At 64.4% G+C, this 20,340-nt stretch carries 17 protein-coding genes, 1 tRNA gene and 3 pseudogenes; 10 read left to right on the forward strand and 11 right to left on the reverse strand.

Annotated features, from left to right (window positions below):
* The first annotated feature begins 120 nt into the window (after positions 1-120).
* The 3 genes and pseudogenes from QX039_RS32420 (at position 121) to QX039_RS32430 (ending at position 2,799) form a co-directional block, all read left to right on the forward strand.
* Positions 121-690, forward strand: coding sequence for a GbsR/MarR family transcriptional regulator (locus QX039_RS32420; RefSeq protein ID WP_315737686.1), 570 nt, complete (start codon positions 121-123; stop codon positions 688-690).
* Between the two features lie 17 nt (positions 691-707).
* Positions 708-1,366, forward strand: a pseudogene (locus QX039_RS32425) (DUF4166 domain-containing protein).
* Complete coding sequence (locus QX039_RS32430) at positions 1,363-2,799, forward strand: TIGR01777 family oxidoreductase (RefSeq protein ID WP_315774005.1); 1,437 nt, start codon at positions 1,363-1,365, stop codon at positions 2,797-2,799. Before QX039_RS32425 ends, QX039_RS32430 begins: the two are co-directional and overlap by 4 nt.
* Before the next feature lie 14 nt (positions 2,800-2,813).
* Here QX039_RS32430 and QX039_RS32435 read toward each other — a convergent pair whose 3' ends face one another.
* Together QX039_RS32435 and QX039_RS32440 are read right to left on the reverse strand one after the other, a co-directional pair.
* On the reverse strand, positions 2,814-3,851 hold the full coding sequence (locus QX039_RS32435) for an AraC family transcriptional regulator (RefSeq protein ID WP_315774007.1): 1,038 nt from the start codon (positions 3,849-3,851) through the stop codon (positions 2,814-2,816).
* 59 nt (positions 3,852-3,910) lie between these two features.
* Positions 3,911-4,768, reverse strand: a complete 858-nt coding sequence (locus tag QX039_RS32440) for a LysR family transcriptional regulator (RefSeq protein WP_315754369.1) — start codon at positions 4,766-4,768, stop codon at positions 3,911-3,913.
* Between the two features lie 108 nt (positions 4,769-4,876).
* Here QX039_RS32440 and QX039_RS32445 point away from each other — a divergent pair, with 108 nt between their 5' ends.
* Entirely contained in the window at positions 4,877-5,305 is a 429-nt protein-coding gene (locus QX039_RS32445) for a 4-oxalocrotonate tautomerase family protein (protein WP_315774009.1), read from the forward strand.
* A 2-nt stretch (positions 5,306-5,307) separates the two neighbouring features.
* Here QX039_RS32445 and lipB read toward each other — a convergent pair whose 3' ends face one another.
* Complete coding sequence (lipB, locus tag QX039_RS32450) at positions 5,308-6,030, reverse strand: lipoyl(octanoyl) transferase LipB (protein WP_315737691.1); 723 nt, start codon at positions 6,028-6,030, stop codon at positions 5,308-5,310.
* 20 nt (positions 6,031-6,050) lie between these two features.
* Between lipB and QX039_RS32455 the strand changes: the two genes are divergently transcribed.
* The 3 genes and pseudogenes from QX039_RS32455 to QX039_RS33140 all read left to right on the forward strand — a co-directional run.
* Positions 6,051-6,344, forward strand: a complete 294-nt coding sequence (locus QX039_RS32455) for a FliM/FliN family flagellar motor switch protein (RefSeq protein WP_409997775.1) — start codon at positions 6,051-6,053, stop codon at positions 6,342-6,344.
* A gap of 135 nt (positions 6,345-6,479) precedes the next feature.
* Positions 6,480-6,564, forward strand: a tRNA-Leu gene (locus QX039_RS32460).
* Positions 6,565-6,823: 259 nt separating this feature from the next.
* Positions 6,824-7,057: pseudogene (locus tag QX039_RS33140) on the forward strand (hypothetical protein); the annotation flags it as partial.
* Here the strand turns inward: QX039_RS33140 and QX039_RS32465 are convergent.
* The 8 genes from QX039_RS32465 to QX039_RS32500 all read right to left on the reverse strand — a co-directional run bounded on the left by QX039_RS32465 (position 6,964) and on the right by QX039_RS32500 (position 16,531).
* The gene (locus QX039_RS32465; RefSeq protein ID WP_315737692.1) at positions 6,964-8,340 is read right to left on the reverse strand and encodes a HAMP domain-containing sensor histidine kinase; all 1,377 of its coding nucleotides are present in this window, start codon (positions 8,338-8,340) and stop codon (positions 6,964-6,966) included. The pseudogene QX039_RS33140 and the gene QX039_RS32465 overlap by 94 nt on opposite strands.
* A 4-nt stretch (positions 8,341-8,344) precedes the next feature.
* Positions 8,345-8,998: a response regulator transcription factor gene (locus tag QX039_RS32470; RefSeq protein ID WP_315737693.1), complete on the reverse strand. Its 654-nt coding sequence runs from the start codon at positions 8,996-8,998 to the stop codon at positions 8,345-8,347.
* Between the two features lie 64 nt (positions 8,999-9,062).
* Positions 9,063-10,382: a c-type cytochrome biogenesis protein CcmI gene (gene ccmI, locus QX039_RS32475; protein WP_315737694.1), complete on the reverse strand. Its 1,320-nt coding sequence runs from the start codon at positions 10,380-10,382 to the stop codon at positions 9,063-9,065.
* Positions 10,379-10,891 (reverse strand): cytochrome c-type biogenesis protein, encoded by a 513-nt coding sequence (locus QX039_RS32480; protein ID WP_315737695.1) that lies wholly within the window; start codon positions 10,889-10,891, stop codon positions 10,379-10,381. Before QX039_RS32480 ends, ccmI begins: the two co-directional genes overlap by 4 nt.
* Positions 10,888-11,424, reverse strand: coding sequence for a DsbE family thiol:disulfide interchange protein (locus tag QX039_RS32485; protein WP_315737696.1), 537 nt, complete (start codon positions 11,422-11,424; stop codon positions 10,888-10,890). Before QX039_RS32485 ends, QX039_RS32480 begins: the two co-directional genes overlap by 4 nt.
* A gap of 8 nt (positions 11,425-11,432) precedes the next feature.
* Positions 11,433-13,421 carry a heme lyase CcmF/NrfE family subunit gene (locus tag QX039_RS32490; RefSeq protein WP_315737697.1) on the reverse strand — a complete coding sequence of 663 codons (1,989 nt, stop codon included), beginning with the start codon at positions 13,419-13,421 and terminating at the stop codon, positions 11,433-11,435.
* Positions 13,422-13,719: 298 nt separating this feature from the next.
* Complete coding sequence (locus tag QX039_RS32495) at positions 13,720-15,243, reverse strand: ankyrin repeat domain-containing protein (RefSeq protein WP_315737698.1); 1,524 nt, start codon at positions 15,241-15,243, stop codon at positions 13,720-13,722.
* Entirely contained in the window at positions 15,230-16,531 is a 1,302-nt protein-coding gene (locus tag QX039_RS32500) for an NAD(P)-binding domain-containing protein (RefSeq protein WP_315774012.1), read from the reverse strand. Before QX039_RS32500 ends, QX039_RS32495 begins: the two co-directional genes overlap by 14 nt.
* A 359-nt stretch (positions 16,532-16,890) precedes the next feature.
* On the opposite strand from QX039_RS32500, the gene QX039_RS32505 reads away from it, so the two are divergent.
* From QX039_RS32505 to QX039_RS32515, 3 genes and pseudogenes are all read left to right on the forward strand, one after another.
* The gene (locus tag QX039_RS32505; RefSeq protein WP_315774014.1) at positions 16,891-17,769 is read left to right on the forward strand and encodes a pyridine nucleotide-disulfide oxidoreductase; all 879 of its coding nucleotides are present in this window, start codon (positions 16,891-16,893) and stop codon (positions 17,767-17,769) included.
* 12 nt (positions 17,770-17,781) lie between these two features.
* The gene (locus QX039_RS32510) at positions 17,782-19,140 is read left to right on the forward strand and encodes a cytochrome c3 family protein (protein ID WP_315799222.1); all 1,359 of its coding nucleotides are present in this window, start codon (positions 17,782-17,784) and stop codon (positions 19,138-19,140) included.
* A 488-nt stretch (positions 19,141-19,628) separates the two neighbouring features.
* Positions 19,629-20,340 (forward strand): annotated as a pseudogene (locus tag QX039_RS32515) (hypothetical protein); the annotation flags it as partial.

Below are 20,340 nucleotides of genomic sequence, written 5' to 3' on the forward strand. Positions count from 1 at the left end.
GGGGATCAGGCGGTCTCGGCGCGCGCAAGAGGGGCGCTGTAACATCCGTCTTGCCGGCCACCCGCCCGGTTCAAATAAGACGCTCTTGACATTCACTCTCTACGGTCAGATATTTCTGTCATGACAGAAACACCAGGCAATCGGAAGCTTCCGCCCGCCGTCGAGCGCTTCATTCTCAACTGGGGCGACATGGGCGACCAGTGGGGTGTGAACCGCTCGGTGAGCCAGATCCACGGCCTGCTGTACCTCGCCGAGAAGCCGATGACGGCGGAGGACGTCGCCGACACGCTCGGCATGGCCCGCTCCAATGTCTCGAACTCGCTGAAGGAGCTGCTCGCCTGGGGCTTGATCCGGCGCGTGCCGATCCTCGGCGACCGCCGCGATCATTTCGAGGCCGAGACCGACATCTGGGAGGTGGCGCAGCGGATCGCGGCCGGCCGCAAGGAACGCGAGATCGATCCGGCCATCGCGGCGCTGCGCGCCTGCGTCGCGGAAGCGACCGGCGATCCCACGATCAGCGCGGTCGCAGCCAAGCGTCTGAAGGACATGCTGGCGTTCACCGAGCTGATCGACCGCTGGTACGTGCAGATGCTGAAGGTGCCGCGGCCGCGTCTCGTCGCGCTGATCAAGCTCGGCGAGAAGATTGCAAATCTGTTGCCGTCGGGAAGGTCCAGGTCCGGCAGCGCTTGAGGAGAGTGGAGGGCGTCATGGTCACCATGCGACATCTCGGACTTTCAACGCCCTCCAGCGCCCGGCTCCATGATGATCACAGGTTTCGTGCGCTGCTGTCCGCCGAAGACTGGGGACGACTGCCGGTGTCGATCTGGCGCCGCTTCTCCAAGAAACTCGCCGATGGCGCCACCGTCGTCTATGTCGGCGAGGTCGATCAGGCCGAGATCAGCCGTGCCGGCTTCTGGTTCGCGCATCTGGCACGGCTGATCGGCGGGCCGCTGCCGACGCGCGCGGACATCGGTGTGCCGATGATCGTCGCGGTGACGGAGGACGCGGCGAGAGGCGGTCAGATCTGGACACGCATTTGCGGGCGCCCGCATGGCTTCCCGCAGGTGATCCATTCCGCCAAGCGCTTCGCCGGTCCAACGGGGCTCGAGGAATATCTCGGCTGGGGCCTTAGCATGAGCCTGCGTGTCGGCGTCGCCGATGGGCGCTTCATTTCCATAGCGCCGGCTACACGTTCGACTTCGCGGGCCGGCGCTGGGCGCTGCCGGCATGGCTCACGCCCGGCGACCTCACCGTCACCCATTCCGATCTCGGCAGCGGCGTCTTTCGCTTCTCGCTCGAGATCACCCACCCGCGCTTCGGGCGCATCATCCGCCAGAGCGCCGTGTTCCGGGAGTCCACACCATGACGCCGCTGCTCTGGTCCCTGATCGCGCTGCAGATCGTGATGGGCGTGTTCGACACCTTCTATCACCATGAGTTCACCGAGCGCCTGGCGTGGCGGCCGTCGCAGCAGGGCGAGCTCAAGCTGCACGGTATCCGCAACGTGCTCTATGCGCTGCTGTTCGCCGTCCTCGGCTGGTGCGAGGTGCATGGCCTGTTCGCAATCCTCCTGCTCGCGGTGCTCGTGGCCGAGATCGCCATCACCTTGACCGATTTCGTCGAGGAGGATCTGACGCGCAGGCTGCCACCGAGCGAGCGTATCAATCACACTCTGCTCGCCATCAACTACGGCGCGATCCTGATGCTGCTGGTGCCGCTGCTGATCGGCTGGGCGACGCGGCCTTCTGCGATCGTGCCGGCCTATGCGGGCGTGCTGAGCTGGATTGCTGCCGCGGCCGCGGTTGGCGCTGGCCTGTGCGGTCTGCGCGACTTCGCCGCGGCACGGCGCCTGGCGCGGATGTCACAGCCCGATGCCGCCGCGCTGGTCGCGGCGCTGCCGCCGGCGCAGACCATTCTCGTCACCGGTGCGACCGGCTTCATCGGCACGCGGCTGGCGGCGAGTCTCACCGCGGCCGGCCATCACGTCGTCGCTTTGGTGCGCGACCCGGCCAAGGCCGCCGCGTTGCCGGCGCCACTGACCTTGATCACCGGTCTCGATCAGCTCGCCTCCGACACCCGCATCGACGCGATCGTCAATCTCGCCGGCGAGCCGATCGGCAACGCGCCATGGACCGCGGCCAAGCGCGCCACGATCCTGCAGTCGCGGCTGGCTACGACGGAAGCCGTCGTCTCTCTGATTGCTCGGCTCGACCGCAAGCCGAGTGTATTGGTCAACGGCTCGGCGATCGGCTGGTACGGCCTGTGGCAGGACCAGCCGCTGACCGAATCCGCCGGGTCGCATGCCTGCTTCAGTCATGACCTCTGCGACGCCTGGGAGCAGGCGGCTCGCGGTGCCGAAGCACATGGCGTCCGCGTCGCATTGCTGCGGATCGGTCTCGTCGTCGGCCGCGACGGCGGCTTCCTGGCGCGGATGCTGACGCCGTTCGAATTCGGCCTGGGCGGGCCATTCGGCTCCGGCCTGCAATGGATGTCCTGGATCGAGCGCGACGATCTCGTCCGGCTGATCGCGCACGTGATTGCGACCGAGACCATCACCGGGCCGGTCAATGCGACAGCGCCGCTACCGGTGCGCAATCTCGCCTTCACCGCCGAGCTCGCGCGCTGCCTGCGGCGACCGGCGCTGCTGCGCGTTCCCGCCGGCCTACTGCGCCGGATCGGCGGCGACCTCGCCGAGGAGCTTTTGCTCGGCGGCCAGCGCGTGGTGCCGAACAAGGCGTTGTCGAGCGGTTTCGTGTTCCGCCATCAGAGCCTGCGCAGCGCGCTCGAAGCCATCCTGTGAGCGGCCGAAAGCCGTCACGATTGCTCGGCGCGCGTCATCGTCGCCGATGGCAACTCGCCGAACGTGGCGCGATAGTAGCGGGCGAAGTGTCCGGCATTGGCAAAGTTGCAGGCGGCGGCCGCCGCCGCAACCGTGACGGCCGGATCGCCGGACCGCAGCATCTCGTGGGCGCGCCGCAGGCGCACCGACTTGGCAAAGGCCATCGGCGAATAGCCGCGCACGCGCTCGAACAGACGGAAGATCGAGCGGGCGCTGACGCCGGCTTCGCGCGCAAGGCGCTCGATCGTGATCGGCTCGCGCCAGTTGGCCTCGATGTAATCTTCGAGCCGCTTGACCAGGCCGAAATCCGGCATCGGAGAGGGATCCAGGAGCGTGTCGCGGAAACGATGACGGCTCGCGCAGAGGAAGGCGACATGCACCGCATCCTCCAGCTCGCGATAGACCGCAGCGGGGAACGCCGCATCCTGCTCGTTCAGCTGGGTCGTCAGGAAATCGAGCAGCCGCATCAGGCTGCGGGCCTGCGGATCGGCGGCCGGAATGGCGGGGGCGACCGCAAAGTCGGCGCGCGGCTGCACGCCGACCAGCGCCGTCAGGCGCCGCCGCAGCGCTTGCGGATCGAGCCGCAAAGTGAGGCGTCGATGGCCACCCTGGCACGCCATCTGCCATGGCACGCCGGCCGGCGCGACTGCGAACTGATGCTCGTTGACGTCGGTCGCCTCGCCGCGGGCGCAACTGACCGCGCGTCCCTTCAGGGCGATCTGCACCCTGATGAAGTCGGCCGCACGATGGTCGCAGACCATGTCGCAGGTCGTGGTGCCAAAGGCGAGGCCGATGGTCTCGAGTTCGATCAGGTTGACGATCGCCTCGAAGCGCTCGGCGTTCCTGAAGTCGACGCGCTCGGCGCCGAGCCGGCGCCCCGCGAGGTCGCGCAGTACGTCGGCGTTGGAGGTTCGGATCAGCGCGTGGCGATGTAACGGTTCAAGGCCGGTCGAGGCCGGGCTCGGCTTTGCTGGGGCGCTGACGAGGTCAGCTGCGGTCAAGAGACGGTTCAAGCCGCTGCTCCTGAGCTCCGATCATCAACCCATGCTACATCAGGCTCCGCGGGCGTCAATTACTTCGACATCGCGGCGCTTCGGAAGGCCGCGGCCAGCGTGCGCAAGGCCGCGCGCTTGGCCGCGTCTCCTGCCTTTGCATGCAGCATCACCTTGGAACGGCCGAGCTTGGGCAGGCCGAGATCCGGTCCGACATCGATCAGTCCGCTCGGCGCGATCCGGCGGGCCAGCGGCGCAACCGCAAGACCGGCGCGCGCGGCGGCCGCAACGGCCGTCACCCCGCCGCCGACGAACGTCTCGCTGAAGCTGATTCGGGCGCGCTCGAGAGCGCGGACCGCGATGCTGCGCACGCCGCAGGGCGGCGCGAGCGTGGCGAGCGGCAGCGTGCCGCCCGCCGGCAGACGAAATCTGGGAGCTGCGAACCAGCCGAACTCGTCCGTGATCAACGCCTCGCCACCGCGGCGGCTCGCCTCCTGGCGGACGATCACGGCGTCGAGCTTGCCGGCATCGTAGCGGTCGAGCAGGTCGCGCGAGAAGCCGATGCTGACCGACAGGACGAGGTCCGCCATGGCTGCATGCATCTGCTCGAGCATCGGCACCAGCTCGGGGCCGGCGACGTGATCGCTGATCCCCAACGACAGCAGCGGCCGGATGCTGGGGGCTCCGGTGAGCGCGAGGTCATGCGCGGCAACCAGCGCGCGGGCGTTCTCGGCGAAAGCCGCGCCGTCGGCGGTGAGCCGGACCGCGCGCGGCGAACGCTCGACCAGCCGCTTTCCGAGCAGCGCTTCCAGTCGCTGCAGCTTCAGGCTGACCGCGGCCTGGGTGGTGCCGAGCGTCTCGGCCGCCCGCGTGAAGCTGTGCAGCTCGCTCACCAGCAGAAAGGCGCGGACGGTTGCGATGTCGAGCGTGGCGGTCATATGCGTCTGTTATCATTGATATCCATATCGATAACGTACCAAAATGAGCGGCATGGGGCTAGCTTTGCTCTCGAAGCGCAGTCACGCGCTCGAGACCGGGAGCCAAAAATGCCATTGATCAACATCGTCTATGCCAGCCAGCGTCGCTCGCCCGCGCTGAAGAAGGACATTGCGGACGCGGTCACCGAACTGACCGCACGCATCCTGCGCAAGGATCCCAAGGTCACCGCCGTCATCGTCTCGGAAGCGGATGCCGCGGACTGGTTCGCCGGCGGCGCCGCGCTGGCGGAGCAGGGGCTTTCAAGCTATTGGATCGACGTTCACGTCAGCGAGGGCACCAATACCAAGGACGAGAAGGCCGCCTATCTCGCCGCGGTGTTCGCGCGCATGGCCGAGCTGATCGGACCGCTGCATCACGAGACCTACCTTCATGTCGACGAGGTCAAGGCGGATGCCTACGGCTTCGGTGGCTTGAGCCAGGAGCGCCGCTATGTCGCGGCGAAGCTCGGCGTGCCGCCGCAGCAGGGCGCTGCGTGAGCTCATGCCGTCTCCGGCTGCGCGACGCTGACGGCGCCGAACACGCTCTCGAACGCCTGCCGGAACGCGATGTCGACATCGGCGAGCGTCACCGGCAGGCCGAGATCGACCAGGCTGGTGACGCCGTAGCGCGGATCGGTCACGCCGCAGGGCACGATGGCCTGAAAGTGCGACAGGTCCGGCTCGACATTGATGGCGATGCCGTGAAAGGTGACCCAGCGCTTCAGCCGCACGCCGATCGCGGCGATCTTGTCCTCATGGCCCTCGCCCTTGTCGGGCCGTTTGACCCAGACACCGACGCGATCCTCGCGCCGCTCGCCGCGCACGTTGAAGGCGTCGAGGGTGCGGATGATCGTCTCCTCGAGCGCGGCGACATAGGCGCGTACGTCGGGGCGCCGCCGCTTGAGGTCGAGCATGACATAGGCCACCCGCTGGCCGGGCCCATGATAGGTGACCTGGCCGCCACGGCCGGTCGGCACCAGCGGAAAGCGCGGATCCCGCAGGTCTTCCGCCTTGCCCGACGTACCGGAGGTGTAGACCGGCGGGTGTTCGAGCAGCCAGACCATCTCCGCGGCCTCGTTGGCGGCGATCGCCGCCGCCCGCGCCTCCATGAATTCGGTGGCCTGGGCGTAGTCGACCAGCGAATCGGAGATGCACCACGCCACGGCGTTGCCGGGGGGGCCCGCAAAGGTGGTCAGGTCGAGTGTTTGGCGGCTGTTAACCATTGGCTAACCACAACATGGTGATGTCTGGGCAACGAAAATCCAGTCGTGACTTCGGTGGTCCTGCAGTGTCAACCCTCGATAAAGTGACAGTCGACCTGATGGTCGTTCTCGGCACCTGCTCAATGCCCATCCACCAGGTTCTGCGCCTGTCCCGCGGCGCCATCATCGAGCTGGACGCCACCGAGGCTGATGACGTCAAGGTGCTCGCCAACAACCTGCCGATCGCCAACGGGGTCGTGCTGGTCGACCGCAACCGCATCGCGGTCGAGGTCAAGCAGATGCTGCCGCGCTCGCCGACACCGACGTCGCGATAGCAGCCCCGGGCGGCGCGAAAACCATCCACAATCCGGTATTTTAGGGCAGGGCGGGCCTTGTCCCCCCGACATCGATTTGATACACGGGCGCCACTGATCCGGTGCCGCCCTTCCTCTGGCTCCGGCTTCTTCTTCGCGCTCGTGGCGGAATTGGTAGACGCGCTGCCTTGAGGTGGCAGTGGGTAACACCGTGGGGGTTCGAGTCCCTCCGAGCGCACCATAAATCCTCGTTTGATCCTTGAAATCCTTGAACTTTTTTCTGTATGTTGCTCGGGAATGTTGCCGATCGTTCCCGCGGGGCGTTGCTGTCCTGTTTTCTGCGACGGGCTTGAGAAAATCCTCCGATGACAGGCTCTGGTCGAACGCGACCACCTCGTCCATTCCGCTGATGCCAGGCTTCTCACGGTTGGCTTGGGCGATGTCGTGAGCCGGCATTTCGGGGTCTCGATGCTGGTACACGACGCGCCGACGAAGGGCCGTTCTTCGGCTACCCGTTTGCTTTCCGCGGCAAGAAGGCGTTGGTGCTGAAGGTCCGGTTCTGTGACGGCAATGGGGGGCGTCTGTTCACCAAACGCATCGACCAGGGCGGCTTCGTGTGGCGCTGCGGGCACCAGTCATGTCACGATGAGCTTGGATCACCCTTCTTTCGAAGTGCGAGCTTCAGGGCGACGCCCCCAATTCTCGAATCCTCGATCCATAGTCGGCCATCATAGAGACTGGTCAGGTCGCGGGCAATCGCCAGACCGAGCCCAGTGCCCGGCTTCGCGTCGTCAAGTCTCGTGCCCACGTCGAACACGCGCATTCGCTCTTCGACTGGAATGCCGGGCCCGTCGTCCTCCACCGTGATCAAGACGGTGCTGTCGAGATCCTCGATCGAAATCACGACGCGGTCATGTGCCCATTTTGCCGCATTGTCGAGCAGGTTGCCGATGAGTTCGGTCAGATCGTTCGTATCGCAGGCAACGACGACGTCGGCTGCTCCTTCGACTTCGAACCGCCGGTCGTGCCCCGGGCTGAATCGCGAGTAGGTATTGATGACGCTCCTCAATACGTCTGCGACGACCGCAAACGCACCTGCATTCGCGATCGTGGAGGCCTTTGCGCGCGCCGTCTGGTAGTTGATGAGCAGCGCCATTCGCGAGCACTGCTCCGACAGAATCTGAGCGTGGCTCTCCTGGCCGGATGCTTTCAGCCGTGCTGCCTCCTCGTCGAGAATTGCCAGAGGCGTCTTCAGCGCGTGTGCAAAACTTCCTGCGAGCACGCGAGCGCGATCGACCATGATGAGATTTGCCGCAATCATTCCGTTCAACTCGGTTACGAGCGGCATGATTTCCTCCGGCAGGTCCTCAGGCAGCCGCGTGGTCTTGCCGCTGCGCACGTCCACGATGGCGCGACTCATGCGCTGGAGTGGCCGCAGGCCGTAAACGACTTGAGCGTAGGCGGTGCCAACCATGGCGAGGGCCATGATACCCAGCGTCGCGATCAGCGTCAGATTGAGGTGCTGCATCTCGTCACTGATCAGTCGCTCGTCGGCACCGACACGGATTTCGACGGGTTGCCCGAGCCGAGACGGCTCGCTGATGTTTCGGACCATGCGCATCGGCCCAGTCGGTCCCTCCACATTCGTAAGCGCCGTGGAGGGGGGCAGGGAACCCTCGCGAGTCTGGTCGGGCGTGAATGAAAGAGAAAGGTCATCCTGTAGCGACGGCGAACGCGCGGTCTCGCCGTTCTGCAGGATGACCTGCCAATACATTCCGGACCTGGCAGGGGAGAAACGCGGATCGCTCAGATTGCGGGCGATGAATAGCCGCTGCGTTGCGTCGATTTCCACGAGGTCGGCGAGCTCGCGGGCGTGATCCAGGAGGTCATGATCGAAGTGGGCCACGACGACACGGCGAATGACGATCGAGAGTCCGAGCCCGCTGGCGAACAAGACGATGGAAATCCAGATCGCGGCGACCACGATCATGCGGGCTCGGAAGTTGCGGCTGAACATTGCTCTATCCGAAGCGATATCCCATGCCTCTGACGGTGCGAATGCAATCACGCCCCAGCTTTCTCCTGAGCCGGGCAATGTAGACTTCGACCGTATTGGAGTCGCGATGGTCGCTGCTCGGATAGATGTGCTCCAGTAGCTCGGTCTGCGACACGATATGATCGGCGCGGCGCATGAGGAGCTCGAGGACGCGCAACTCGAGTGCAGTCAGGTCGACGATCTGCCCGTCCTTCTTGACCAGGCCAGCCGCCGCGTTGAATTCGATCTGCCGGAGGCGGAGCACGGCCTCCGGTCTGCTGGAGACCCGACGGAGCAGCGATTTGACCCGCGCGACCAGCTCCTGCGCCTTGAAGGGCTTTTCGAGATAGTCGTCCGCGCCAGCGTTCAGGCCGTTGACACGCTCGGCCCAGCCGCTGCGGGCCGACAGGATCAGCACCGGCAGCGTGTGCCCGGTATGACGCCAGCGTTGCAGCACGTCGAGGCCCGAAATGCACGGCAGGCCGAGGTCGAGGACCGCGGCATCATAGGGCTGGCTGTTGCCCAGCATCCAGCCCTGCTTGCCATCGGTGGCGAGATCCGCCTCGAAACCGGCATCGGCCAAGCTTTCCCTGATGCGCTCCGCGTAGACGGGCTCGTCCTCTATGAGCAGAATGCGCATTGCCATTCCTCCGGTTGCCGAACGGGTTCCGACGATGATGACACGCGGATCGGGCCCTCGAACGTTATGGATTGATTCCGAGCTCTCTGGCTGCGTCAGCTATGCGCGTGCGCTCCGGGACGTCCTCCGCGAAGACCGACAGTGCGCGTTGCAGCGACTGTTTCGCCGCTTCGACCTCGCCCAGCACGACCCGCGAGCGGATCAACTTGATCCAGCCTTCTACATCGCGCGGTGATTGTTCGAGGCGGCTTGCAAGGCCATCCACCATGCCGCGGATCATGAGGTTGCGGTCCTGTGTGGACATGCTTTCGGCCTTGCGGATGTCCTCGGCGCGGGGGCCGCGCGGCTCCGCCGGCTCGGTCGCCGCCGTCTTGCCGGAGCGCAGGAGCTCCTGCATGCGCTCGGCGGACAGGTTCGGCCGGGCAGGCGATGGCGAGCCGTCATCCTCCCCGAGCTCGCGACGAAGCGCGCCGAGTCGCTGCTTGAGATCGGGCAGCCACGGCTCGTTCGGATCGGCCTCCGATACGATCGCCGTCCAGTCGGCCATCGCACCCCGTTTGTCGCCCTCCTGCTCTTTCACGACGCCGATGAAGAAGCGGGCGCGCGCGTCCTTGGGATCCAGTTTGAGTGCTTCGTCGAAATCCGCGCGGGCTTCGGACGTGACGGTGCCGTCTGCGGCCCGCACCAGCGCTTCGCCGCGCGCGCTGCGGTATTCGGCCGAGCCCGGCCGCAGCTCCATCGCGCGCGCATAGGCCTGTGCCGCCTCTGCAAAGCGCTCGATGTTGAACAGCGACCAGCCCAGCAGCCGCCATCCGTCGGCATCCTTGGGATTCCGCTCCAGTCTGGTCTGCACACGCTGGATCATCTCTTCGACCGGCGGCAGTCCGCTGCCCTGCTGCGGCCGGTCGCGACCGTCCTGGCTGGCCATCTGCTCCAATGACGCGATGGCCCGGGTGCCGGCGTCGGATCGCGCTTCGCCAACCGACCTCGCCGTCGTGCTGCTGGCGGTCTGGCCCGGCGCGGCTGCGGGGACATCCGGATTTCCGATGACCGCGTACAGGATGACGGAGCCGAACACCACCGTCATCGTGACGACGGCGAGCGCAAATTTTCGTTCGGAGCTGGTGAGGGAGGGCGCCGGCGGCTGTTCGGCGGCGGCTGCGGCGAGAATGCGCCGCTTGATCTCGCTGGCCGCGTTCTCGCCATCCGACTTGTCGATCAAGCCCCGTGCGGTTTCGTTCTCGATCTCGCGGAGCTGATCGTGGTGGACGGCGAGTCCCTGAGCCGAAGCCAACCGTCTCCGCTCGTAGTTGCGGATGAAGGGCGTCGATATCAGCACGGCGGCCACGGAAATCATCGCCGTCAGGATCAGCCATAGCATCATGAAAGGCTCCGTCGATCGAGGATCGCCTCGATGGCTTTGAGTTCGTCGGCGCTGAGCGGAGCGACGTGCTCCGCTCCGAGCGCGGTCGCATTGGCTGCCGCGCGGCGCACGTAGCGGCCGAAGCCGACGATGGCCGCCAGCAGCGCCAGGAGCGGGCCGATCCACAGCGGGATCGTATTCCACTGCAAGGGAGGCTTGAGCAGGACGAAGTTGCCGTAGCGTGCGACCAGGAAGTCCACCGCCTGCCGGTCGCTGTCGCCGGCCTGCAGGCGGTCGCGCAGCAGAACCCTCAGATCATGCGCCAATGGAGCGTTCGAATCGTCGATGCTTTGATTCTGACAAACGACGCAGCGCAACTCCTGGCCCAGCGCGCGCGCACGGGCCTCCAGCCCCTCATCCCGCAGCATTTCGTCCGGAAGCACCGCACGGGACGGCGACAAGGTCGCCGTCAGCACGAGCGAGCTGACGAGCAGCGCTCCGGTTAATCCCTTCATCCGCCGGCAGCTCATGACTCGCTCCTGAGTGCCTTCAGCAGAGGTTCGAAATCGTCACGCCATACATCTTCGGTCAGCGGGCCGGGATAGCGGTAGCGGATGCGGCCGGCCCGATCGATCACGAAGGTTTCGGGAACGCCGGTCACGCCGAGGTCGATGCCGGCCCGGCCGGACTCATCGGAGCCGACACGGGCATAGGGACTGCCATGCTTGGCAAGCCAGCGTTTGCCGTCGTTCCGATCGTCCTTCCAGTTCAGTCCGTAGATCGGGATGGCGGAGCTCTCCGCGAGCTTGAGCAGCATCGGGTGCTCGACGCGGCATCCGGGACACCAGGATGCGAACACGTTGAGCAGGACCACATCGCCCTGCAGATCGGTACTGGCAAGACCGCCGCCCTTGCCGTCGAGCGACGCGAGCTGGAAGCGCGGCGTCGGCTTGTCGATCAGGGTCGAGGGCATTCGCCGCGGATCGTTGGTCAGGCTGAAAGCCAATCCAGCGGCCAGTGCGGCGAAGGCCACGAGAGGTATGAGATAGGGTAGGCGCGGCATATCTCGTCCTATTCAGCAGGAACGGCAGTCGGTACGGCCCGCATCGCCCGTCGCGGAGCACCGACACGAAATCTCCGGTCGGCCAGCGAGATGAAGCCGCCGCAAGCCATCATCAGTGCGCCGATCCAGACCAGCGGCACCAGAGGGTGATAGTAGCAGCGCACCGCCCACGCGCCTTTGTCGTCGGGGTCGCCGAGCGTCACATAGACGTTCCAGATCAGGTTGGTTCGAATGCCGGCGGCGGTCGTCTGCTGCTGTCTGACGGGATAGAAGCGGCGCTCGCTGGAAAGCTGCGTGAACGGCTTTCCGTTCCGCGTGATGTCGAACGAGCCACGCTCGGCTTCGTAGTTGGGGCCCGGAAATTTTCCGATCGAGCGCAACTTGATGTCATAGCCCGCGAGCTGCAGGCTCTGGCCCGGCCGCAGCATCTGCACCTTCTCGGAGGCCCACGCGGTCATCCCGGTAATGCCTGCGACGGTGACGCCCATTCCCGCATGGGCCAGCACCAGGCCGTAGACCGCGAGCGGGGTGGTGCGCGCGAGGTTGAGCGAGGTCGCCAAGGGAGTCGTCGTGCCGAGGCGCACGCGATGAGCCAGCACCATCAACGAGCCGATCACGAGCCAGACGGCGATGCCGAAGAAGAATGCGACTAGGAAACGCTGTCCGAACGTCGCGACGAGGATTGCGACGGCGACGAATGCCGCAAGCCCCCCGGCCAGACGGAGCCGTTGCAGCGCCGCAACGAGGAGATCGCGCTTCCATTTCAGAGCCGGGCCGATCACCATGGCAAGCAGCAGCGGAACCATGATCGGAACGAACGTCAAGTTGTAGTAGGGAGGGCCGACCGAGATCTTGTCGTTCCCGAGCATGTCGACGAGGAGCGGGTAGAACGTGCCGAGAAACACGGTGGCCACGGCTGCGGTGAGCAGCACATTGTTGAGGACGAGGCCGCTCTCGCGGCTGACCGCTGCAAACAGCGCGCCGTGCTTCAGGCTTGGCGCCCGGATCGCATACAGCGTCAATGCCCCGCCGGTCGCTACCAGGATCAGCGCCAGGATGAATGCGCCACGCGACGGGTCCTGTGCGAAGGCATGAACGCTGGTGAGCACGCCGGACCTCACCAGGAAAGTCCCGATCAGGCTCAATGAGAAGGTCACGATCCCCAGCAGGATCGTCCAGCTCTGGAGGGCGCTCCGACGCTCGACCACAAGGGCGGAATGCAGCAGCGCAGTCCCTGCAAGCCACGGCATGAAGGAGGCGTTCTCGACGGGGTCCCAGAACCACCAGCCGCCCCAGCCGAGCGTGTAGTACGCCCATGCGCTGCCCAGCGTGATTCCAATCGTGAGAAAGCACCAGGCGGCGAGCACCCACGGTCGAACCCAGCGGGCCCAGCCGGCATCGACCTTTCCCTCGATCAGCGCGGCGACCGAGAACGAGAACGCCATCGAGAAGCCGACGTAACCCAGGTACAGAAATGGTGGATGAAAGGCGAGGCCGGGATCCTGCAGAATCGGATTCAGTCCGTTGCCTTCGAGGGGAGCATCGACCAGCCGCGCGAACGGATTCGAGGTCGAGACGATGAACGCCAGAAAGCCGAGACCGATCATGCCGTGCACGCCGAGAACGTTGCTCTGCAGCCGCTCGGGAAGGTTCGTTCCGAACAATGCTACTGCCGCGCCGAACAAGGAGAGGATCAGGACCCACAACAGCATGGATCCCTCATGGTTTCCCCAGACTCCGGAGACCTTGTAGAGCAGCGGCTTCAGCGTGTGCGAGTTCGCTGCGACGACCTGGACTGAAAAGTCGGAGTGGACGAACAGCGACGTCAGGCACGCGAATGCGATCGCAACGAAGAGAAACTGAGTCAGGGCAGCGTGACGAACGAAGCCGGCGATCATCGCGGATTGACGACGCAGCGCTGCGAACGGAACGATCGACTGTACCAGCGACACGATGAGCGCGAGAATGAGCGCAAACGATCCGGCCTCCGCTGTCATGTAGTATCTCCGACTGCAGCGGATATTCCTGCAGCTAACTATCAAGTGTCTGTGATGCGTCGACAATCAATGCGCCGAATGAGGCATCATTTGTACGGAAAGATGATGATCCATCGACGCGTATCGTCGTGAAATTGCAACTCATTCTCACTCACTGCCGGAGAACGGTATCATCGGTCGTCTCGGCACGGAGCGTTGTATTCGTTGGTAAATAGCGGTCGAATCGTCTGCGGCGCCATGGAACAGCGAACGCTGCGTCGACCGCATGATGGGCAGGAAGGCGAAACGAGATCGGCTGCTATTCCAGAAGCTTGGCAATATCGCTGTGACCGCTGGCGGCGGCGATGTCCGTGGCACGTTCGCGCCGCTTGTTCCTCAATTGCTTTTCGGCGCCGGCGGCCAGAAGGCTTTGCGCAATGCCGATGTCTCCCTCATGGGCCGCCATCATCAACGCGCTCATGCCCTGGCCGTTGCGCGCGTTCGGATCGGCCTTGCGCCTGAGAAGTTCACCGACGACATCGGCAAGGCCGGCGCGCGCAGCGAGGATGAGAGCGGTATTTCCGCCTCTTGTCGCGCGTTTCGGATCGGCGCCGTGGTCCAACAGAAGCAGCGAGGCCGCGGCGCTGCGGCCTTCGATTGCATTCAGCAACGGCGTCTTGTCGTCGGCGTCAGCGCGGTTGACGTCCGCACCTGCGCGGATCAGTTGCCCGATCGCTTGCGTATTGCCATTGCCGGCCGCGTGCCAAAGTGCGGTGCGGCCCTGCCCATCGGCGGCGTTGAGGTCGGATCTCTGAACGAGTTGCCGATCGAGCGGGCCATTGGTGCACGACGCGACCGCGATCATGAGTGGGGTCCGGCCGTCTGCCAACGGAGGCAGGCTGCCGGAAGCGCCGTCGAGGAGCGCGGCGATAGCGGCACCATTGCAGCGGCTGAGTGCCATCAGCAGTGCGGTCGCGCCATCCGCACGCGCTGCAGATGGGTCGGCCGCCTTTGTCAGCAGCAATTTGATGATGTCTCCATGATCCTTGTCCGCTGCCAGCATCAACGGCGTGTCGCCGCGCCGGTTGCCGGTGTTCGGGTTGGCTCCCGAGGCGAGCAGGAGCTCCACCAGCCGAAGATGCCCGGCGGCCGCGGCGATCGCCAGAGGCGTATCGCCGTCCTGGTTGACCGCGTTGACGTCAGCCTTCGCAGCGATGAGCTGGCGCATCGGATCGAGCTGGCCGCGCAGGGCGGCGTCGATGATGGCCGGATGGCCGTTTCGCATTGCGGCCTGCGCATCGAGCGTCGGCGCGGGCCTGCGCGCAGTTTCCCGCTCCGGCTCCCTGGCGCGCGGGCGCGCGTTTCGATTGGCCGTATCGGCCAGCAACTGCTCGGCGGGCTGATAACCGGCCGCAGCCGATTTACGCAGCCAATCCCGCGCCCGGTCGGGATCGGCGGGCGTTCCGCGTCCTGCGAGCCACATCGCTGCGACATTGTACTGTGCCTTGACGTGTCCTTTCCTTGCACTTGCCTCCATCCATTTGAACGCCAGCGCGTCGTCTGATTTGGTGCCGAGGCCGGCGCGGTAGAGTGATGCAAGGCGGTACTGCGCCTCTGGATCCCCGGCGATGGCCGCGCGCTCGAGCAGCTTCAGTGCTTCCTCGGGACGTCCGGCCCGGATTGCCGCGTCCGCAGCCTGGCTCGTGCCGGGGACTTCGGAGCTCGCGCCCGCTGGATTGCCGCCCAGCACCGCCGTGTCGCCGGCCAGGGCGACCGATGGTACGGTCAAGCTGACGAGACAGATCAGCGGGAGGATGACAGGAGAGGATTTATGCCGTGCCATACTTCGTCTCGACCTCGATACCCATGCTCTTCAGGAACGCCGTCGGCAGAATGCCGCCGACGCACACGATGACGGCATCGTTTCGGATCGTGCTCGTCCTACCATCGGCATCGATCTCGACGTCGTCACCGCCAACTCGTTTGACTGACGAATTGTACATGACGTGGAGCCGTCCCGATTGGGCGGCTGCTTCCGTCCGTTGACGGTTCTTCAGTTTGGCGCGACTGAACGAGTCGCTGCGATGGGAGAGAGTCACCGTCGTTCCGGGCTCGTCGGCGATGGAGCAGGCGGCTTCCAGCGCGGCGTCGCCGCCACCGACGACGAGCACGTGCTGGCCGCGATACTGTTCGGGGTCGATCAGTCGATAGACGACCTTGGTCTGCTCTTCGCCCGGGACGTCCAGCTTGCGCGGTGTTCCGCGTCGTCCGATTGCCAAGAGCACCGCATGCGTTCTGTAGCTGCTGCAGTTCGTCTTGACGTCGAAGCCATCGCCGACGCGGGCGACCGCTTCGACGCGCTCGCCGACGTTCACCTTGAGGCGGGACTTGTGCACGATGCTCATGAAGAACTCGATCAGCTTCTCCTTGCTGAGCTCTCTGAAGTTGAATTTACCTGCGAGCGGCAGCGTGAAGGGAGCGGTCATCACCAGCTTGCCGCGGGGGAAGTGCGCGACGGTGCCGCCGAGCGAGTCCTGTTCGAGGGTGACGAAGCGCAGCCGATGCTGCAGGCAGGCGAGACTGGCGGAGAGTCCGGCCGGACCGCAGCCGACGATCACGACGTCGAGCATGTCCGACTTGCCGATGTTCTTGATCTTGCGGACGGAGTCGATTGCCTGGCGTCCCTGCTCGATGGCGTTTCGCACCAGCCCCATCCCGCCGAGCTCCCCCGCGATGAAGATGCCGGGCACATTGGTCTGAAACGCCTCGTCCACGTTTGGAATGTCAATGCCGCGCGTTTCGGTGCCAAACACCAGCGTGATGGCATTCACGGGACACACCGCCTTGCAGGCGCCGTGTCCAATGCAATGCGATGGCTCGACGAGCGCCGCCTTGCCGCCGATCAGGCCGAGAATGTCGCCCTCCGGACACGCCCTGACGCATGAGCCACAGCCGATGCACAAGGCAGGATCGATGATGGGGTGGAGCGATGCCGGTTCGAGAAGACCGGCGTCCTTGGCGGCCGAGAGCTTCGCGACGCTCTTTATTTCTTTACGCTTGCGCACGGCCATGTAGGTGGCCCAGACGCCGAGCATCGGCGCGGCGTAGACGATCAGGAGATCGAGCGCCATGTCCTCTCTTTCCCCTTCTTAAGTCCTGACAGTAGGCGGCAGCAGGTGCCGGCTGTGGTGGCCGCCCGGAAAGGTCGGCCGCATTGCTAGATGCAAATTCGTCTCAACAGATGCCGACATAGAAATTCCAGAATGATTTGTAGTTTTGCGGACAAGGAGTAGTTCATTCGTTGAACAGATGCCGTCGGCGGAAATATGGCTCGCACTGATCTCACACGAATGATGTCAGTGCCGGAGGACGCAACAGTTATTTGCAAGTGGTTATCAGGAAGGAATCTCTCGACTGAGATCCGGAGATCCGCAGGCAAGCCGGACATTCGCCCATCCGGCATTTGGGTTTCACAGGAAGCGTCGAGAACATGAGCAGAACAGCAGTCGTTCGCGCGAACGGCGATCCTCTTCGAGGAACCATCCCGGTCATCGTCACACTTCTCGTTGTCGCAGCGATCGGCATCGGATGGCTGCAGAAGGAGGAGGAATATATTACGCCGGGATCGGGGACCGGCTACTGGCTCGGAATATACGGCAGCGTCGCGATGCTATCGTTGCTGGCCTATTCGATGCGCAAGCGCTTCAAGTCGCTCCGCGGGATCGGCTCGGTGCCATTCTGGTTCAAAACGCACATGCTGCTGGGCGTCGTTGGCCCCGTGCTGATCCTGTTTCATGCCAACTTCAAGCTGGGAGCACTCAACAGCAACGTGGCATTCTTTGCCATGTTGATCGTTGCGATCAGCGGCGTGATCGGCCGGTATATCTACGGCAAGATCCACATGGGTCTTCATGGTGGAAGGGCGCGCATCAAGGAGCTGCTTGCGGAAGCCGAGGCGATGAGGATGGAGCTCGGTCAGGAGATGCAGGCAGCGTCATTCGTGTCGCGGGAGTTGGCTGCCTTCAGCAAGGGGCTCGACAACAGGGTGCCGCGAACTGCGCTGGGGAGCCTGCGGACGGGGGCGATCATCGCGGCGCGGACGAGGCGGCTGCGTGCCAACGTGGTTGCGGAAGCGCGCCGGCTCATTCGCGCCGAAGCCAAGCGTGCGCGATGGTCGTGGTTCGAGCGGCGACGGCGCGAGAAGCGAATCGAAGAAGTCGTGCGGAGGTACACCGCTGCGGTGCGGAAGGCCGCCGAACTGACATTTTTCGAACGCCTATTTTCGCTGTGGCACGTTCTGCATCTGCCGCTGTTTTTTCTCATGCTGCTGGCGGGTTTCGTTCATGTCTGGGCCGTCCATCACTATTGACGGAGTTTCGTGATGAGGTGGCGCCTAGCGGCGGTTGTCGCTGTCATGGTCGGTGTTGCGCTGCTGTCGGCCGGGCTTCGAGCGCAGACGTTGCTTGAAAAACTGGTCATGCCGGGCCCGCTGGCCGAGAAGCATGCCAAGCTCGAAAGCGAATGCGGAAAGTGCCACGAAGCCTTCACGCGGAAGGCGCAGTCGGGCCTCTGCCTCGATTGCCACAAGGAGATTGCAGTCGATCGCAGGCAGCATGAGCGCCTGCATGGACGCGAGCAGGCGGCGCTGACCCAGGAGTGCAGGCAGTGTCACACCGACCACAAGGGGCGTGGAACCGACATCGTCCAGCTCGACAAGGAAACATTCAACCACGACATGACGAACTACAGGCTGGTCGATGCGCACAAGAACGTCCCTTGTGCTGGATGTCATGTCGCGAAGGTGAAGTTCCGCAACACGCCCTCGACCTGCTTCGAGTGTCACAAGGCGCTCGATCCTCATCGCGGCCGGCTCGGTGAGCGCTGCGAGAACTGCCACACGGCGGTGAAATGGCGCGCGACCAAGGAATTCGACCACACGAAGACCAGGTTTCCCCTCGTGGGCGCCCACAAGTCGGTCGCTTGTGCAACGTGCCACTCCGGCCAGCAATACAAGGATCTGCAGACGTCGTGCGGCTCATGCCACCGTCTTCAGGACGTCCATGCCGGCCGCTTCGGCGACAAGTGCGAGACGTGTCACGATCAGGAGAAGTGGAAGACGGTCCGCTTCAATCACGACAAGACCCGCTTCCCGTTGCGAAATGCGCATGCCAAGGTGAAGTGTGAGAGCTGCCATACGGGTGATCTCTATCGGGACAAGCTCGCGACGTCATGCGTGTCCTGTCACCGCAAGCAGGACCCGCATCAGGGTAAGCTCGGCGAACGTTGCGAGACCTGCCATAGCGATGCGGGCTGGCGGAAGAGGCTCTCCTTCGATCACGAGATTACGCGTTTTCCGTTGATAGGTCTGCACAAGTCGGTGCCTTGCGAGGAGTGCCACCGGACGCCGACCTACAAGAATACGCCGATGGCCTGTGAGAGCTGCCACAAGGATTTCCACCAGGGGAAGCTCGGAGGACGGTGCGCCAGTTGTCACAATCCGAATGGGTGGCGGCTGTGGCGCTTTGATCACGCGCGGCAGACACGATTCCCGCTGGTTGGTGTCCACCAGAAGATCACGTGCGAGGCCTGCCACAAGGCCAAGTCGCCGCCGGATCTGAAGTTGCCGATGGATTGCTTCAGCTGTCATCGCAGCTCGGACGTGCACAATGGCACTTTCGGTCAGACGTGCGAGCGCTGCCATGTCGCAACGGGATGGCGCAACGTTCAGATCAGGAACTGATTCGGACGGCTGCGCTGGCGCATCGGTCGTCCGACATCGTGTCGAGCTGACATCAGCTCGCAACAGTTATCAGTTCGCCTGCAGATCAACGGTTTGCGCGATGCGCTTGCGAGAACCTCGTGAGCGAAGGACACCAGAAACATTACCACCCATTCAGCTTGAGTTCAGCTTGGCCCAGTTTTGGGCCAGCTTTGCCGGTCTATGAAGCCCTGTGTTGGGCGTGACGCTGCGTGATCCGGCTGATGACTTGGTCGCCGCCGATCAACGTAGCGCTCGATTGAAGGGACCGGGGGCGTTCCGAGTGTTCGGTAGCTGGGAAGGCATGCTGCCGGGCCGTTTGGGGAGGAAATCCGCAGGAGTGTCTTGGGTTTGTTGGGGCGACCGGCGAGCAGCGGGCCGCTCAAGGGTTTCGGCTGGATTCGGGGTGACCGGTCTCCGTTGAATATTCGGATGGCGATCGAGTCGAGAGTGAAGATCGGGAGTTTGAGTTGAGCAGCTGCTACAGCAAGCGGGGGCTGTTGGCGCAAGCATCGCACTATGTGGTGCGGTGGTTGCTTGCCGGCATGCTGCTCGCTCTGGCGCTGGCAGGGCACGCTGCTGCGCAGAGTTCATTCGATCATGTCTCGACCGGGTTTCCGCTGACCGGAAGCCATGTTGGAGTGGAGTGCTCGTCCTGCCACGTCGGTGGGCGGTTCAAGGGCACGCAGACGCAGTGCGCCAGTTGCCATAACGGCGCTCAGACGGCCGGCATGTCGGTCAACCATCCGATGACCACGAGGCGCTGTGAGAGCTGCCATCAGACTTCGACATGGAAGGACGTTCGGGCGATCGATCATACCCAGGCGAAAGCGTCGTGTACGACCTGCCACAACGGCGTGATGGCACGGGGCAAGTCGAAGAACCACATCACGACGGCGGCGCCATGCGATGTGTGCCACAGGTCGACGGCGAGTTTCCGCATCAGAATGAAGATGGACCACGCCGGCATCGTCGCCGGTTGCGCCAACTGCCACAACGGGACGACGGCGCGCGGCAAGTCCAGCAATCATCTCCAGACCAATCTGCCGTGCGAGTCCTGTCACACTAGCACGGCCAGCTTCGGTGGCGCGGCGTTCAAGCATGCGGCCACCGACACCAACTGCGCGACCTGCCACAACGGCAAGACCGCGATGGGCATGACGACGCCGCCGCACATCCCGA

The organism is Bradyrhizobium sp. SZCCHNR1043 (assembly GCF_032489675.1).
Lineage (GTDB): Bacteria > Pseudomonadota > Alphaproteobacteria > Rhizobiales > Xanthobacteraceae > Bradyrhizobium.